This window comes from Streptomyces sp. NPDC026515, assembly GCF_055567595.1.
Map to the genome: position 1 here is coordinate 99,975 of NZ_JBVHQD010000016.1, position 15,553 is coordinate 115,527.

At 71.6% G+C, this 15,553-nt stretch carries 14 protein-coding genes and 1 riboswitch; of the genes, 4 read left to right on the forward strand and 10 right to left on the reverse strand.

Annotation, left to right across the window (positions count from 1 at the left end):
• Positions 1-45 precede the first annotated feature (45 nt).
• On the reverse strand, positions 46-1,059 hold the full coding sequence (trpS, locus tag ACZ4O3_RS30150; RefSeq protein WP_362721003.1) for a tryptophan--tRNA ligase: 1,014 nt from the start codon (positions 1,057-1,059) through the stop codon (positions 46-48).
• 122 nt (positions 1,060-1,181) lie between these two features.
• Positions 1,182-2,678 carry a glycine hydroxymethyltransferase gene (locus ACZ4O3_RS30155; RefSeq protein ID WP_467725222.1) on the reverse strand — a complete coding sequence of 499 codons (1,497 nt, stop codon included), beginning with the start codon at positions 2,676-2,678 and terminating at the stop codon, positions 1,182-1,184.
• Positions 2,660-2,749, reverse strand: a riboswitch (ZMP/ZTP riboswitch). It overlaps the preceding gene by 19 nt.
• A 406-nt stretch (positions 2,750-3,155) precedes the next feature.
• On the opposite strand from ACZ4O3_RS30155, the gene ACZ4O3_RS30160 reads away from it, so the two are divergent.
• The 3 genes from ACZ4O3_RS30160 (at position 3,156) to ACZ4O3_RS30170 (ending at position 4,844) form a co-directional block, all read left to right on the forward strand.
• Positions 3,156-4,010: a hypothetical protein gene (locus ACZ4O3_RS30160; RefSeq protein ID WP_362721025.1), complete on the forward strand. Its 855-nt coding sequence runs from the start codon at positions 3,156-3,158 to the stop codon at positions 4,008-4,010.
• A gap of 94 nt (positions 4,011-4,104) precedes the next feature.
• Positions 4,105-4,596, forward strand: coding sequence for a DUF2975 domain-containing protein (locus ACZ4O3_RS30165; RefSeq protein ID WP_362721012.1), 492 nt, complete (start codon positions 4,105-4,107; stop codon positions 4,594-4,596).
• Positions 4,596-4,844, forward strand: a complete 249-nt coding sequence (locus ACZ4O3_RS30170; RefSeq protein ID WP_467725224.1) for a helix-turn-helix domain-containing protein — start codon at positions 4,596-4,598, stop codon at positions 4,842-4,844. Before ACZ4O3_RS30165 ends, ACZ4O3_RS30170 begins: the two co-directional genes overlap by 1 nt.
• A gap of 20 nt (positions 4,845-4,864) precedes the next feature.
• Here ACZ4O3_RS30170 and pdxR read toward each other — a convergent pair whose 3' ends face one another.
• Positions 4,865-6,295, reverse strand: coding sequence for a MocR-like pyridoxine biosynthesis transcription factor PdxR (gene pdxR / locus ACZ4O3_RS30175; RefSeq protein ID WP_467725226.1), 1,431 nt, complete (start codon positions 6,293-6,295; stop codon positions 4,865-4,867).
• A gap of 46 nt (positions 6,296-6,341) precedes the next feature.
• Here pdxR and ACZ4O3_RS30180 point away from each other — a divergent pair, with 46 nt between their 5' ends.
• A complete protein-coding gene (locus ACZ4O3_RS30180) occupies positions 6,342-6,839 on the forward strand; it encodes a carboxymuconolactone decarboxylase family protein (protein WP_362724595.1) in 498 nt (165 codons plus the stop codon).
• Positions 6,840-6,923: 84 nt separating this feature from the next.
• Here ACZ4O3_RS30180 and ACZ4O3_RS30185 read toward each other — a convergent pair whose 3' ends face one another.
• The 7 genes from ACZ4O3_RS30185 to ACZ4O3_RS30215 all read right to left on the reverse strand — a co-directional run bounded on the left by ACZ4O3_RS30185 (position 6,924) and on the right by ACZ4O3_RS30215 (position 15,476).
• Positions 6,924-7,658, reverse strand: a complete 735-nt coding sequence (locus ACZ4O3_RS30185; protein ID WP_362724598.1) for a chaplin — start codon at positions 7,656-7,658, stop codon at positions 6,924-6,926.
• A 198-nt stretch (positions 7,659-7,856) separates the two neighbouring features.
• Positions 7,857-8,015 (reverse strand): hypothetical protein, encoded by a 159-nt coding sequence (locus ACZ4O3_RS30190; RefSeq protein WP_362724610.1) that lies wholly within the window; start codon positions 8,013-8,015, stop codon positions 7,857-7,859.
• A 226-nt stretch (positions 8,016-8,241) separates the two neighbouring features.
• Positions 8,242-9,654 carry a condensation domain-containing protein gene (locus ACZ4O3_RS30195; RefSeq protein ID WP_467725228.1) on the reverse strand — a complete coding sequence of 471 codons (1,413 nt, stop codon included), beginning with the start codon at positions 9,652-9,654 and terminating at the stop codon, positions 8,242-8,244.
• A gap of 131 nt (positions 9,655-9,785) precedes the next feature.
• Positions 9,786-10,736, reverse strand: a complete 951-nt coding sequence (locus ACZ4O3_RS30200; protein WP_362724604.1) for an ABC transporter substrate-binding protein — start codon at positions 10,734-10,736, stop codon at positions 9,786-9,788.
• A 2-nt stretch (positions 10,737-10,738) separates the two neighbouring features.
• Positions 10,739-12,673 (reverse strand): ABC transporter permease, encoded by a 1,935-nt coding sequence (locus ACZ4O3_RS30205; RefSeq protein WP_467725230.1) that lies wholly within the window; start codon positions 12,671-12,673, stop codon positions 10,739-10,741.
• The gene (locus ACZ4O3_RS30210; RefSeq protein ID WP_467725231.1) at positions 12,673-13,950 is read right to left on the reverse strand and encodes a quaternary amine ABC transporter ATP-binding protein; all 1,278 of its coding nucleotides are present in this window, start codon (positions 13,948-13,950) and stop codon (positions 12,673-12,675) included. The genes ACZ4O3_RS30205 and ACZ4O3_RS30210 overlap by 1 nt, the downstream gene beginning before the upstream one ends.
• Positions 13,950-15,476 (reverse strand): GMC family oxidoreductase, encoded by a 1,527-nt coding sequence (locus ACZ4O3_RS30215; protein ID WP_362725441.1) that lies wholly within the window; start codon positions 15,474-15,476, stop codon positions 13,950-13,952. Before ACZ4O3_RS30215 ends, ACZ4O3_RS30210 begins: the two co-directional genes overlap by 1 nt.
• Positions 15,477-15,553 lie beyond the last annotated feature (77 nt).

The following is a 15,553-nucleotide window of genomic DNA, read 5'->3' on the forward strand; positions in this document are numbered from 1 at the left end:
GTTCGGCACCGGCGGCGCCCCGCTCGGTACCGGCCGCGGACCGGGTCAGTGCTTGGCGGGCAGGAAGCCCACCCGCTCGTACGCCTGGGCCAGGGTCTCCGCGGCCACCGCGCGGGCCTTCTCCGCGCCCTTGGCGAGGATCGAGTCGAGCGTCTCGGAGTCGTCCAGGTACTGCTGGGTGCGCTCCCGGAACGGGGTCACGAAGTCGACCATGACGTCGGCGAGGTCCGTCTTGAGCGCGCCGTACATCTTGCCCTCGTACTCCCGCTCCAGCTCGGCGATCGGCTTGCCGGTGAGGGTGGAGTAGATGGTGAGCAGGTTGGAGACGCCCGGCTTGTGCTCGGCGTCGTAGCGGATCACGGTGTCCGTGTCGGTGACCGCGCTCTTGACCTTCTTCGCCGTCGCCTTCGGCTCGTCGAGGAGGTTGATGAGGCCCTTCGGCGTGGACGCCGACTTGCTCATCTTGATCGCCGGGTCCTGGAGGTCGTAGATCTTCGCCGTCTCCCTGAGGATGTACGGCTTCGGGATGGTGAAGGTCTCGCCGAAGCGGCCGTTGAACCGCTCGGCGAGGTCACGGGTGAGCTCGACGTGCTGGCGCTGGTCCTCGCCGACGGGCACCTCGTTGGCCTGGTAGAGCAGGATGTCGGCGACCTGGAGGATCGGGTACGTGAAGAGACCGACGCTGGCGCGGTCCGCGCCCTGCCTGGCCGCCTTGTCCTTGAACTGGGTCATCCGGCTGGCCTCGCCGAAGCCGGTCAGGCAGTTCATCACCCACGCGAGCTGGGCGTGTTCCGGGACGTGGCTCTGCACGAAGAGGGTGCAGCGGTCCGGGTCCAGGCCGGCCGCGAGCAGCTGGGCCGCGGCGAGCCGGGTGTTGGCGCGCAGGTCGGCGGGGTCCTGCGGGACCGTGATCGCGTGCAGGTCGACCACCATGTAGAAGGCGTCGTGAGACTCCTGGAGCGCCACCCACTGGCGGACGGCGCCCAGGTAGTTGCCGAGGTGGAACGAGCCGGCGGTGGGCTGGATGCCGGAGAGCACGCGGGGTCGATCAGAAGCCATGCTCACCATTCTCTCAGAGGGCGAGGGCGGGAATGGCCCGGCGGTGGGGGCGGTTCCGGAGCGCGGCGAGTGCGGGTCGCATGTCGTTGCTCGCGCAGTTCCCCGCACCCCTGCGGGGCGCTTCAGCCCAGGTCGATCTCCGGGTACAGCGGGAAGCCCGCGACCAGGTCCGTCGCCCGCTGGGCGATCTCCGTCGAGACCTTCTCGTCGAGGACGTGCGAGGCCTTGGACGGGGCGCCGGACTTCGTCGTACCCGGCTCCGTCGCCGTCAGGACGCGGTCGATCAGGGCGGCGACCTCGTCCATCTCGGCCGTGCCGAGGCCACGCGTGGTCAGCGCCGGGGTGCCGATCCGGATGCCGGAGGTGTACCAGGCGCCGTTCGGGTCGGCCGGGATCGCGTTGCGGTTGGTGACGATGCCGGAGTCGAGCAGGGCCGACTCGGCCTGGCGGCCGGTGAGGCCGTACGACGACTCGACGTCGATCAGGTTGAGGTGGTTGTCCGTGCCGCCGGTCACCAGCGTGGCGCCCCGGCGCATCAGGCCGTCGGCCAGCGCGCGGGAGTTGTCGACGATCCGCCGGGCGTAGTCCTGGAAGGAGGGCTGCCGGGCCTCGGCCAGGGCGACGGCCTTGGCGGCCATGACGTGCGGGAGCGGGCCGCCGAGGACCATCGGGCAGCCGCGGTCGACCTGGTCCTTCAGGGAGTCGTCGCACAGGACCATGCCGCCGCGCGGGCCGCGCAGCGACTTGTGGGTGGTGGTGGTGACGATCTGGGCGTGCGGGACCGGGTCGAAGTCGCCGGTCAGGACCTTGCCGGCGACCAGGCCCGCGAAGTGCGCCATGTCGACCATCAGGGTCGCGCCGACCTCGTCGGCGATCTCCCGCATGATCCGGAAGTTCACCAGCCGGGGGTACGCGGAGTAGCCGGCCACCAGGATCAGCGGCTTGAAGTCCCGGGCCTGTGCGCGCAGCGCGTCGTAGTCGATCAGGCCGGTCGCCGGGTCGGTGCCGTAGGAGCGCTGGTCGAACATCTTGCCGGAGATGTTCGGGCGGAAGCCGTGGGTGAGGTGGCCGCCGGCGTCCAGGGACATGCCGAGCATCCGCTGGTTGCCGAAGGCCTGCCGCAGCTCGGCCCAGTCGGCCTCGGAGAGGTCGTTGACCTGGCGGGCGCCGGTCTTCGCCAGGAAGGGGACCTCGACGCGGTCGGCGAGGACCGCCCAGAAGGCGACCAGGTTGGCGTCGATGCCGGAGTGCGGCTGGACGTAGGCGTGCCGGGCGCCGAACAGCTCACGGGCGTGCTCGGCGGCGAGCGCCTCGACGGTGTCGACGTTGCGGCAGCCGGCGTAGAAGCGGCGGCCGACGGTGCCCTCGGCGTACTTGTCGCTGAACCAGTTGCCCATCGCGAGCAGGGTCGCCGGGGAGGCGTAGTTCTCGGAGGCGATCAGCTTGAGCATCTCGCGCTGGTCGTGGACCTCCTGGCCGATGGCGTCGGCCACCCGCGGTTCGACCGCGCGGATCACGTCGAGGGCCGCGCGGAACGCGGTGGACTCGGTGGAGAGGGGCTCGGACATTCGGGACCTCCGGACATGGCGTTCGGCGTTCACGGTTCGGCCCAGGCGCACGGCACTCGATCGGTCGCGGGCCGCTCCCCGATGGTCCGTCCCATCCCAGCGCGCCAGTCACGGCCCGCTGGTCACACTACCGGGCACACCGGGCCCGGGGGCCGTGGCGTCCACCAGTCGGGCAGGGGCAGAGGCAGCAGGGGGACAACCTCGCCGCGTTCTCCGCAGTCGCCGTGACCACTGCGGAAGTCCTCGTCGCCGGCGGCATTCCACGGCCGTGGGACCACCTTGATCAGTCTCTCGACCGATCACGGGGCACGGGCGGACTTCGGGTCGTACACGCCCGGTTTCGAGATCGTGCCGTACGGCGGCCCGCCGGCCATGCGGCTGCAGGCGGGCGTGGACGCGTGGCCGGCCCCCGCGGATCACGGATCCCGGGACCCGCCGCATCCTCCCCCGCCGCCCTCCTGCGCCCTCCTGCCTGGCGCCGCCGCGCCGCCCGTCCGCCTCCCCTACAGTCCCTCTGTGCTCTTTGGAATGGTGTGCGCTCTCGCCGCCGCGCTCTGCTTCGGCACCGCGACGGTCCTGCAGGCGATGGCCGCGCGGGCGGCCGGTGACGGCGCGGGCGGGGAGGCCGCGCTGCTGCTGCGGGCCGTCCGGCAGTGGCGGTACGTCGCCGGACTCGGGCTGGACGGGCTGGGGTTCGTCTTCCAGATCCTGGCCCTGCGCTCGCTCCCCATCTACGCGGTGAGCGCGGCACTGGCGTCCAGCCTCGCGGTGACCGCGGTGGTCGCGGCCAGGCTGCTGCGGGTGCGGCTGAGCGGGCTGGAGTGGGGCGCGGTGGGGGTCGTGTGCGCGGGGCTCGCGATGCTCGGGCTGGCGTCGGGGCCGGAGGGCGACCGGGCCGGATCGGACGCGCTGGCGTACGCGATGCTCGCGACCGCGGTGGGGGTGCTGCTGCTCGGGCTCGCCGGCGGGCGGCTGTCGGGGCGGTGGCGGGCGCTGCTGCTGGGCCTCGGGGCGGGGTTCGGGTTCGGGGTGGTGGAGGTGTCGGTGCGGCTCATCGACACCCTCTGGCCGGGTGGGCTGCTCACCGACCCGGCCGCCTACGCGCTGCTCGTCGGCGGCGGCGGCGCCTTTTTGCTGCTGACCTCGGCTCTGCAGCGCGGCTCGGTGACCACGGCGACGGCGGGGATGGTGATCGGGGAGACGATCGGCCCGGCGGCCATCGGCGTGGTGTGGCTCGGGGACCGCACCCGCGAGGGGCTGGCCTGGCTCGGGGTGCTCGGCTTCACCGTGGCCGTCGCGGGGGCACTGGCGCTGGCCCGGTTCGGGGAGGCGCCAAAGACGCCGGGGACGGCGGAGACGACGGAGACGGCCGAGGAGGACTGAGACCCCCGGCTCGTCGCTCCGCACCCTGCCCACCCCTTGCCTCACCTATCGAAAATCGATAGATTCCCATCGTAACTCGATGAGAGGACTGGTCGTGGGGAAGCTGACAGTGCGTGCGTTGCGCGCCGTGCTCGCGGTGGTGCTCGCGGGCACCGTGTTCGTCCAGGCGGGAATGGTGTGGGTGCTGGTCAGCGGGAGCGACCCGGAGGACGGCTCGCTCCCGTTGACCGCGTTCCGCGTGATCACGGTCCTGGGCATGGCGTCGGTCCAGGTCGCCCTGGTCAGCGTGTGGCGGCTGGTGACGATGGTGCGACGCGGAACCGTGTTCTCCCACGCCGCCTTCCGCTACGTGGACAGGGTGATCGGCGCGATCGTGGCGGTCGCCCTGCTGTGGTTCGCGGTCACGGCCGTCAACGCGCCGGGCCAGCGGGACGACCCCGGCGTCAGCGTCGTCATGGGCGGGATCGGCCTGGCCGTCCTGGGGGTCGCGCTCATCGTGCTCGTGCTGCGCATGCTGCTCGCCCAGGCCGTCGCGCGCGATGTCGAAGCGACGCAGATGCAGGCCGAGTTGGACGAGGTGATCTGATGCCGATCGCCGTCGACATCGACGTGATGCTGGCCCGGCGGAAGATGTCCGTGGGAGAACTCGCGGACCGGGTCGGGATCACGCCCGCCAACCTGGCGGTCCTCAAGAACGGCCGTGCCAAGGCGGTACGGTTCACGACACTCGCCGCACTCTGCGAGGTGCTCGAATGCCAGCCGGGCGACCTGCTGCGCTGGGAGGCGGAGGCAGCCCAGGAAGCCGAGGAGGCCGAGGAGGCCGCCGCCGGATGAGGTCGGTCCGGGGAGGGGATTCACTCGGCGCCGGTGACGGCGGGGTCCGACAGCACCGTGCACAGGATGTCCAGCGCTCCCGACCAGGCGTGGTCGGCGGGGGTGCCGTAGCCGAGGACGAGGGCGTCCAGGGGCGCGGTGACCGCGTCGGGGTGGCGGTGGCGCGGGGCGAGGCCGTCGAGGGCGAGTCCGTGCGCGGCGGCGGCCCGGATCACCCGGTGCCGGGTGCCCGGCGGGAGCCGCAGCAGCATGTGCAGACCGGCCGCGATGCCGGTGACCCGGATCTCGGGGGCGCGTTCCGCGAGGGCCGCGACCAGGGCGTCCCGGCGCCGCCGGTAGCGGGAGCGGGACGCACGGACGTGCCGGTCATAGGCACCTGAGGTGATGAACTCGGCGAGGGTCAGCTGGTCCGGCGCCCCCAAGGTGTCCACGCCGCCCTTGACCGCCGTCACCTCCTGGGCGACGCCCGGCGGCAGCACCATCCAGGCCAGCCGCAGTCCGGGCGCCAGGGACTTGCTGGCCGTGCCCAGGTAGACGACCTCATCGGGGGCGAGGCCCTGGAGGGCGCCGACGGGACGGCGGTCGTAACGGAACTCGCCGTCGTAGTCGTCCTCCAGGACCAGGCCGCCGCTGCGCCGGGCCCAGTCCACGACGGCCGCCCGCCGGTCGTGGTGCAGCGGCACGCCCATCGGGAACTGGTGGGCGGGGGTCAGCAGCACCGCGGCCGAGCCCCGGGGCAGTTGCCCGGTGTCCGTACCGAGTCCGTCGAAGGGCAGCGGGCGGGTGCGCAGTCCGGCCGCCGTCAGCAGCCGCCAGTGCTCGTCGAGGCCGTACGACTCCACGGCGACCGTGTCGGCGCCACGAGCCCGCAGCAGCCGGCCGAGCAGGCTCAGGCCGTGCGCGAACCCGGCGCAGATCACGATGCGTTCCGGGTCGGCGCGCACCCCCCGGGCACGGGCGAGGTAGGCGGCGAGCGCGGTGCGCAGTTCGACGCGGCCACGCGGATCGCCGTAGCCGAAGGCCTCGTGGGGAGCGGCGGTGAGGGCGCGGCGGGCCGCCTTGAGCCATTCGGCGCGCGGGAAGGCGGAGACGTCGGGGTGGCCGGCGCGCAGGTCGTAGGCGGGGCGGTGCGCGGTCGTCCCGGGGACGGGCGTCGCTCCGTGCCGACCGGCCGGCGACGCCGTCGGCTCCCTGGTCGCGACCCGGGTGCCGGAGCCCTGGCGGGCGGTGAGCCAGCCTTCGGCGACCAGGTCGGCGTAGGCGTCGGCGACGGTGTTGCGGGCGATGCCCAGGTCGGCCGCGAGGGACCGGGAGGAGGGCAGCCGGGTGCCGGGGAGCAGCCGGCCACCGCGGACCGCTTCACGCAGGGCGTCGGTCAGGCCTCGGCGCAGGCTCGGACCGGCCGGTTCCAGATGGAGGTCGATCCCCAAAGTGGCCCATGTTCTCCCCATGGAAATGGACCATACTCCTGGGCTGCCTGACTCCTAGGGTCGAGATATGACCACAGAACACCCGACTGAGTACGCACCTGAACACACCCCCCGTCTGCCCTGGTCGGAGCTGGTGCCCGAGGTCTTCAAGGCGATGGTCCGGCTGGACACCGCCGCCCGGGAGGGCCTCGACCCGAAGCTTCTGGAACTGGTGAAGATCCGGGCCTCGCAGCTCAACCGCTGCGCGCTCTGCGTGGACATGCACAGCAAGGACGCTCTGGCGCAGGGCGAGAGCGTCGAGCGGATCATTCAGCTCAGCGCCTGGGACGAGTCCGAGCACTTCTACACCGAGAAGGAGCTGGCGGCGCTGGGGCTGACGGAGGCGGTGACCGTCCTCACGGACGGTTTCGTGCCGGACGCCGTGTACGAGCGCGCCGCCAAGCACTTCGAGGAGGCGGAGCTGGCGCAGCTGATCGCCGCGATCACGGTGATCAACGCCTGGAACCGGTTCGGGGTGGCCTGCCGTCTGGTGCCGGGTCACTACACGCCTGGGCAGCACGCGTAGGCAGGTCGGGCGACCGTCCGGACCGGCGCCTCGGCGGCGGTCCGGGAGATCGCCGCCGGGCTCCGCCGCGCGGGGCGGCCGGAATCACCGCACGTGATGCACCGTCCCCGGGCGGAAGCGCCGGTACAGCAGCACTCCGGCCGCCAGCGACGCCAGGCTCGCCGCGGCCGGCGCCCACGGGTTGCCCGTTCCGGTGTGCGCGAGCGTGCCGGCCGTCTGGTGGTGGACGACGGGGGCGGGCGGCTCGGGTGCCGGGTGCGCCTTGACCGGGGACGACGGCTGGTGGCGCACGGGAGGCGTGGACGGCGTCGGCGTACCCGGCACGTTCGGCGTACCCGGCACGTTCGGCGTACCCGGCACGTTCGGCGTACCCGGCACGTTCGGCGTACCCGGCACGTTCGGCGTACCGCCGGTCTGGTTGCCGAACACGGGATTGCCGACACCCACCGCGTTCACGCTGTTGCCGACGACGTTCACGGGGGCGTCGACCGGAAGCTGGATGGTGTTGCCGGAGAGAACGCCCGGCGAGTCGTGGGCGGTGCCCACAGCCGTCGCTCCGTCCTTGTCCGTGGACTTGCCGCCCTCGTTGGCGCAGCGGTTGCCCATCGCGGGGTTGAGGATCCCGACCACGTCGACGGTGTTGCCGCACAGGTTGACCGGGATGTTCACCGGCAACTGGATGTCGTTGCCGGACAACACGCCGGGCGAGCCCGCCGCGGATCCGTCCGCGGCGGAGTCGGCCCACGCGGGGCCCGCGACCGCCATCGCACCAGACGCGACGGCGAAGGCGATCACACTGTTCCGGGTAGCCCGTTTCATGGGTCCCTGTCCTTCCAGACACGTCGCGGGCGTTCACCCGCGATCGGTGAAATACAAAAAACGAGAGAAGTACTGGCTTTCGTACCGGCATCGGGACGGTACGAGGTGCCGGGCCGACGCCCCGCCGGCGTCCGGCGCCACGGTTCGCTTCGCGAAGCGGTTGCGCGCACGGCGGCGGAGCACATGACCGGCGGTTCGTCAGAGCGCCTGGTTGTTGCAGCCCATGTCCGAACCGAGGTGGTTCCGCTGCGCGCCCGGGTCGCCCTCGCCGTTCAGCAAGTTGCCCGCCACACCGGTGAGCGCGTCGACACTGCCGGGCATGGCGCCCACGAGGACTGCCTTCTGGAACGTGCGCACGGGTTCTCCATTGGTCGACGCAGGCCACCGGCCGCCGCCATGAGCACGACCTTCTGAAGCTTGCGCATGAAAACCTCGGTTCTTTTCGTGCACATCGAGCACATCGAGCACATCAAGACCAATCGCCTAGCGTGACCACGCAAACACTAGCAGTAGCAGACCGCGAGTTTTTGCTCTCCGTATTCCGTCGCCGATACCAATACGGTCGTATCAGAGGGAAGTTGGGTCAGCGGAATTCCGGCTGCGCGGCCACCAGGTGGTCGCTCGCCGGGACGGAGGCGATCAAGTCCCGTAGTCTTTCGGCATATCGCCGCACGTTCTTGTAGGCGATTTCGGTGTCCGGGTAACGGCAGGCGAACCACAGCCCCTCGTGCAGTCGGCTCACCCAGGCACACACCTGGTCGCCGTACGACACCCGGATCAGCGCGTACGTCTTCTGCTCGGCCCAGTCGGACGAGCCGGGGGTGAGGCGGGCGTCCGTGTACGAGACGATCGAGTACATGTCGGGCGAGGTGGGCCGGAAGTCCTTGCCGAGCAGCCGCAGTACGCGGGCCAGCGGAATGCGCGCCAGCGACCGGTTGGCCCGCAGCTCGGCGCGGACGGTGGCGAGCGCGCCATCGAAGTCCCGTGCCGCCGGCACCTCGATGGGTGCGCCGCCGACGTACCAGCCCACGGAGTCCGACCACTCGGACTTCAGCCGGGTGTGGAACGGCACGACCGTACGGTAGACCGGCTGTCCGCCGAGCTCCTGGACGATCAGGCTGGTCGCGGCCAGGATGCCCACCAGGCTGCCGCCGTAGGCGCGGCAGTGCGCCTCGAACGCGGCGGCGGTGTCCGCGTCGACGAGCGGCTCGCACATCAGCTTCTGGGCGGGCAGCGCGCCGTCGGGTTCCAGGCCGAGGTCGACGGGGAACTCCGGAAGCCGCCCGTCGCAGCGGCCGATGAACTCCCGCCAGCGCCCGACGATCGCGTGCGTGTCGTCGATCCCGTCCGCGTTCACCCGCTCGTGCCGGCAGAAGTCGACGTAACTTCCCACCGGCGCACCGGCGACGGACCGCCCCGTGACGCCCGACGTGTACAGCCCCTGGATCTCGTTCGAGGTGAGCTGGAGGGAGTAGGCGTCGACGTTGGTGTGGTCGAAGGCCATGTACACGCTGGTGGAGTCGTCACGGACGACCGCAGCGTAGATGAGGTTCGGCCAGTCGAGCGCGTCCGCCGCGACGTCGAATCGGTCCTGCAGGTACCGGGTCAGCACCGCCGCGTCGGCGAAGTCGCCGACCACCTCGCGGTGCAGCGTCACGTCGCTCGCGTCCAGCGTGAAGCGGCGCATGTCGTCGCCTTCCCACCGGAAGCCGCTGCGCAGCGTCTCGTGACGCAACGTCCAATTGCGCAGGGCCTCTTCCAGCGCGTCGAGGTCGGCCCGGCCCGGCAGGTCGAACGCCGTGCCGAGCCAGGTCGGTACGAACAGCCCGTCCTCGCGCACCGCTCGCGCCGTTCTGATGTGCGACTCCTGGATGTACGCAGGCGGCCGCGGATCCGGTGGGAGCGCTGTCGCGGCCGCGACGGTCGCCGGGCTGAACGTCCACTCGACTAGCCGTCCGGGCCGGACCTCGCAGCGCTGAATGTCAGAAATTCGCACGATGGCGTCTCCTTCACAGAAGACACCAGCTTGATCAAGTCACGGCCGTGCGCGGGCGATGGCCGCTGTGTCCCCCGCTTTTCAGTGGGACGTGTGACACCTCGAACGGCGAAGCGATCAAGAGCTGTTGCTCAGGACAGCCACTTCTTCCACACCGAGGGGTGAGCGTCCACCCACTTCCTGGCGGCTTCCTGAGGGCTCAGCTTCTGGTCGGCGATCATCAGCGAGACCTCGTTCTGGTCCTCGGTCGTCCACGTGAACTTCTTCAGGAAGGCCGCCGCCCTGCCGCCGCTCCTCGCGAAGTCCGCGTTGAGGTACTTCTGCAGCGGGGTGTGCGGATAGGCGCAGGCGACCTTGGCCGCGTCGGCGTCGCAACCCTCCCGGTACGGCGGCAGCTTCACCTCGGTCATCGGCACCTTCTCGAACAGCCACTGGGGCGAGTACCAGTAGGTCAGGAAGGGCTTCTTCTCCTTGGCGAACTGCTTCATCTGGGTGATCTGGGCGGCCTCGGACCCGGCGAAGACGACCTGGTAGTCCAGCTTCAGGTTGTTCACCAGCGCCTTGTCGTTGGTGACGTACGACGGTGAGCCGTCCAGGAGTTGGCCTTTGCCGCCGCTCTCCGCGGTACGGAAGAGGGAGGCGTACTTGTTGAGGTTCTTCCAGTCGGTGATGTCGGGGTGCTGCCTGACCAGGTAGGTCGGCACGAACCACCCGATGTGCCCGGTGACGCCGAGGTCCCCGCCACGGCCGATGGTCTTCTTGTCCTTCACATATCGCTTCTCCTGGTCCGGGTGTCCCCAGTCCTCCAGGATCGCGTCGACGCGTCCCTGACTGAGCGCGTCCCAGGCCGGCACCTCGTCCACCTGCACGGTGTCGACGCGGTAGCCCAGTTCATGTTCGAGGAGGTACTGGACGACGGCGACGTTGGACTGCGCGCCGACCCAGGACTGGACGGACAGGGTCACGGTCCTCGATCCCCGCGCGTTGGCGAAGGGCGAGGCCTGCTTGGTCATGTCGGCGGCACCGCAGCCGGTCGCGAGGACCAGCACGCAGGCGGCGGCCACCAGGGGCGTACGGCGCATGGTCAGGCTCCCTTCCTGGTACGGCGCTCCGTGGGCTGGGTGACCCGGTCGAGCATCAGGCCCAGGCAGACGATGGCCGCACCGGCCACCAGGCCGGTCGCCAGATCGCCCTGGGCGAGACCGAAGGCGACGTCGTAGCCGAGCGCGCCGCCGCCGACCAGGCCACCGATGATGACGACGGCGAGAACCAGCACCACGCCCTGGTTGACGGCGAGCAACAACGCGGGCCGGGCGAGCGGCAGCTGGACCTGCCACAGCTGCTGCCGGCCCGTCGCGCCGAGCGACCGCGCGGACTCCAGGGCGGCTGGGTCGACCTGCCGCAGCCCCTGGGCGGTGATCCGTACGACGGCGGGCAGCGCGTAGACGACGGCGGCCGCCACGGCCGGCGCACGGCCGACGCCGAACAGGGCGACGACCGGGATCAGGTACACGAACTGCGGCATGGTCTGGAACACGTCCAGGACCGGGCGCAGGGCACGTTCGACGCGGTCACTGCGGGCGGCGGCGATACCGGTCGTGAAGCCGATGACGAGCGTGACGGCGACCGCCGCGAGGACCTGGGACAGGGTGTCCAGCGACGGCTCCCACACACCCAGTACGCCGATCGCGGCCATCGCGAGGACGGCGGTGAGCGCGGTGCGCCAGGTGCCGATCAGCCAGGCGAGGGCGGCGACCACGAGCAGCACCGACCACCAGGGCAGCCACTGCAGGCCGGCGCGGACGGGGTCCAGGACCCAGGTGGTGAAGTGGGCCGCCCAGTCGGCGGTGCCGCCCACGACCGGGACGCCCGAGTACAGGTGGGCGGTCATCCAGTCGACGGCTCGGTTGACCGGCTCGGCGAAGTCCAGGGTCCAGGCGGCGGGCCAGTCGAGGCCGCCGAGGAGACGGGCGGCGACGGCGACGGCCACGGTGACGGCGAGGGCGTGGAGGAGGCCGGCCTTGCCGGGGCGGGTGTCGCCCCGGTCGCCCGCCGCGGCGGTGATCCGGTCCAGGACGACCGCGAGGAGCACGATCGGGATGCCTGCGGCGAGGGCCGCGCCGACGTCGACGGAGGCCAGCGCCTGGTAGACGCGGTCACCGAGGCCGCCTGCGCCGATGACGGAGGCGATGACGGCCATCGACAGCGCCATCATGATCGTCTGGTTGAGGCCGAGCAGGAGCTCCTTGCGGGCCAGCGGGATACGGGCGGTCAGCAGCCGCTGCACGCGGGTGGCGCCCAGGGACTCCACGGCCTCCAGGACCTCCGGGTCGGCGCCGCGCAGGCCGAGGGCGGTGAGCCGGGCCATGGGCGGGGCGGCGTAGACGACGGTGGCGAGGACGGCCGCGGGGACGCCGATGCCGAACACCAGGACCACCGGGAGCAGGTAGGCGAAGGCGGGGAGCACCTGCATGGTGTCCAGGACCGGGCGCAGGCCGCGGTTCAGCCGGTCGGAGAGGCCCGCGGCGAGGCCGAGGACCAGGCCGACGGCGACGGACGCGAGGACGGCCACGACCATCAGCGCGAGGGTCTGCATCGTCGGCACCCACATGCCGAGGGCACCGCAGACGAGGAACGCGGCGGCCGTACCGGCGGCGAGGCGCGGGCCGGCGACGCGGTGCGCGACGGCGGCGGCGAGCACGGTGACGCCGGGCCAGCCCGCGGCGAGGAGGGCGAGGTAGACGACGCGGACGGTGAGGACCACGGCGTTGCTGATGTAGCCGAGGAAGTAGAGGAAGAGGGGGTGGGTGTCGCGGTTGTCGATGACCCAGTTGCTGGCGGAGGTCAGCGGTGCGGACAGGTCGACGGTGAGGTCGTGCGGCCACGCGGCCGACGCCCAGTGGGAGTCGGCGAGCGGGACGAGGACGGCGGCGACCACGGCCAGGGCGATCAGCTTGCGGGCGGCCGGGCTCCCGGGGAGCGCCGCTCGACGGGGGCTCGGGACAGTGATCGACGCCATCACACGCCCTCCGGACTGGTGCGCGGGGCGGGGGGTTTCACTTGCCCGCGCTCGCCGGGTGCCGCCGCGCCCGCCCTCCCCCGCTCTCGGCTTCGCTCGGTCGGGGGCACCCCCGTCGTCCCGGCGGCACGACCGTCCGCGGCCGGGCCCGCCCCGGGACCTTCCGACGGACGGTCCGCGTGCTCGACCTGGGGCGCGGGGAACTGCGCACCCGGCCCCCGCTCGGCCGCGGACGGAGTGCTGCCCGCAGCACCCTTCGCCACAACTTCCAGCAACGTCTCCGCGTCGACGACACCGACGCACCGGTCCCCGTCCACGACTCGCGCCGGGGCGCCGGCCCCCGCCACCACGTCGATCGCCTCGGCGACCGTCGCGGCCGGGCCGACCGCGGGTCCCGCCGCGGCCTCGCCGTCCTGTGCGGGCCGCATCGCGGAGCGCACGGTCAGGACCTGCTCGCGCGGTACGTCCCGCACGAACTCCCGGACGTAGTCGTCGGCCGGGGAACCCACGATCTCCTCCGGTGTACCGAGCTGCACCACCCGCCCGTCCCGCATCAGCGCGATACGGTCGCCGAGCTTGAGGGCCTCGCTCAGGTCGTGCGTGATGAAGACCATCGTGCGGCCCTCCTCCTGGTGCAGGCGGACCACCTCCTCCTGCATGTCCCGCCGGATCAGCGGGTCGAGCGCGCTGAACGGCTCGTCGAAGAGGAGCACCTCGGGGTCGACGGCGAGCGCCCGCGCCAGCCCGACCCGCTGGCGCTGGCCTCCGGACAGCTGGCCCGGGCGGCGCTGTTCCATGCCTTCGAGTCCGACCTTGGCGATGACCTCCTGCGCTCGCCTGCGCCGCTCGGACCTGGCGACGCCCTGGATCTCCAGGCCGTAGGCCACGTTGTCGAGGACGGACCGGTGCGGAAGGAGCCCGAAGTGCTGGAAGACCATCGCGGCGCGGTGCCGGCGCAGTGCGCGCAGCCGGCCCTTGTCCATCGCACGGACGTCCTCGCCGTCGATGGCGATCGTGCCGGCGGTCGGCTCGATGAGCCGGGTCAGACAGCGCACCAGGGTCGACTTGCCGGAGCCGGACAGCCCCATCACCACGAAGACCTCGCCCTTGCGCACGTCGAAGGAGACGTCACGGACGGCGGCCGTACAGCCGGTGCGGGCGCGCAGGTCGGCAGGCGCGAGCCCGGTCAGCTCGGGGTCCCCGGGAACGCGTTCGGCCTTCGGGCCGAAGACCTTCCACAGACCGTCGACGGAGAAGACAGGGGTCGTATCACTCATCACGCACCGCCCTTCAGCAGGTCCACGGCCCTCTCGCCGACCATCAGCACTCCGATCATCGGGTTCACGGCCGGCATGGTCGGAAAGACCGAGGCGTCGGCGATCCGGATGCCGTCCAGCCCGCGGATCCTCAACTCCGGGTCCACCACGGCCTGTCCGTCGTCCGCCGAACCCATCCGGCAGGTGCCCGCCGGGTGGTACACCGTGTGCGCGACCTTGCGGGCGTACTCGCCGAGCTCGGCGTCGCCGAGGATCTCCGGCCCCGGGCACACCTCGCGCTTGAGCCAGCCGGCCAGCGGCTCGGTCTTCGCGATCTCGCGGGCGATGCGGATGCCGTCGACGAGGGTGCGGCCGTCGTAGTCGTCCTCGTCGGTGAAGTAGCGGAAGTCCAGCGCCGGCTTCACGGACGGGTCGGCGCTGGTGAGGTACAGCCGGCCTCGGCTGCGCGGCTTGGGGATGTTCGGGGTCATCGAGACGCCGAACTCGGGCCGCCGGTAGCCGAGTCGCTCCGGGTTGTCCGTGAACGGGATCTGGTAGAAGTGGAACATCAGGTCCGGGCCCGCGTGTTCGGGGTCGCGGCGCACGAACAGACCCGCGTCGGAGTCCATCGCGGAGTTCTCGGGGATCGGGCCGTTCGTCTCCCAGACGATCACCGACTCGGGGTGGTCGAGGAGGTTCTCGCCGACGCCCGGGAGGTCGAGCACCGCAGGGATGCCGAGCGCTTCGAGGTCCTTGGCCGGGCCGATGCCCGAGTGCAGGAGCAGCCGCGGGGAGTCGACGGCGCCCGCGCACAGCACGACCTCGTCGCGGGCCCTTATCAGCAGGTCCTCGCCGTCCTTGGTGCGGACGTGGACGCCCTCGGCGCGGGTGCCGTCCAGCTCCAGCCGGTACGCCCAGGTCTCCAGCAGGATCGTCAGGTTGGGCCGCTCGTCCATCACCGGGTGGAGGTAGGCCACCGAGGCGCTGGAGCGCTTGTTGTCCTCGGGGTGGTAGGCGAGGTCGAAGAAGCCGGCGCCCTCGGTGAACGGCTTCTGGTTGAAGCCCTCCACGCGCGGGACGCCCAGCGCCTTCTGGGCCGCGTCGACGAAGTCGCGGGCGATGGCGTTCCGGTCCTTCTCGTCGACCGGGACGATGTTGTTGAGGAGGCGGGCGTAGTAGGCCTCCATCGGGACCGCGCCCCAGCCCTTGGCACCGGCCTCCTCCCACTCGTCCCAGTCGGAGGGCAGCGGCTTGAAGGCGATGAGCGTGTTGTGCGACGAGCAGCCGCCGAGGACGCGGGCCCGGCTGTGCCGGATGTGGGAGTTGCCGCGCGGCTGCTCGGTGGTCGGGTAGTCGTAGTCCAGCTCGCCGCCGAGCAGGCCCATCCAGCGGCGCAGGGTGAGGACGTCGTCGCGGCCGACGTCGCTGGGACCGCCCTCGATCACGGCGACCGTGACGTCGGGGTTCTCGGTGAGACGGGAGGCTATGACGGAACCGGCGGTTCCGCCGCCGATCACGACGTAGTCGTAGGTGTGGGACTGGGACATGGCGGGGTACTCCAAAGGCTTCCGAAGACCTCGGTGAGGCTTCTCGCGTACGGCGTCCGGCGTACGGCGTCCGGGTG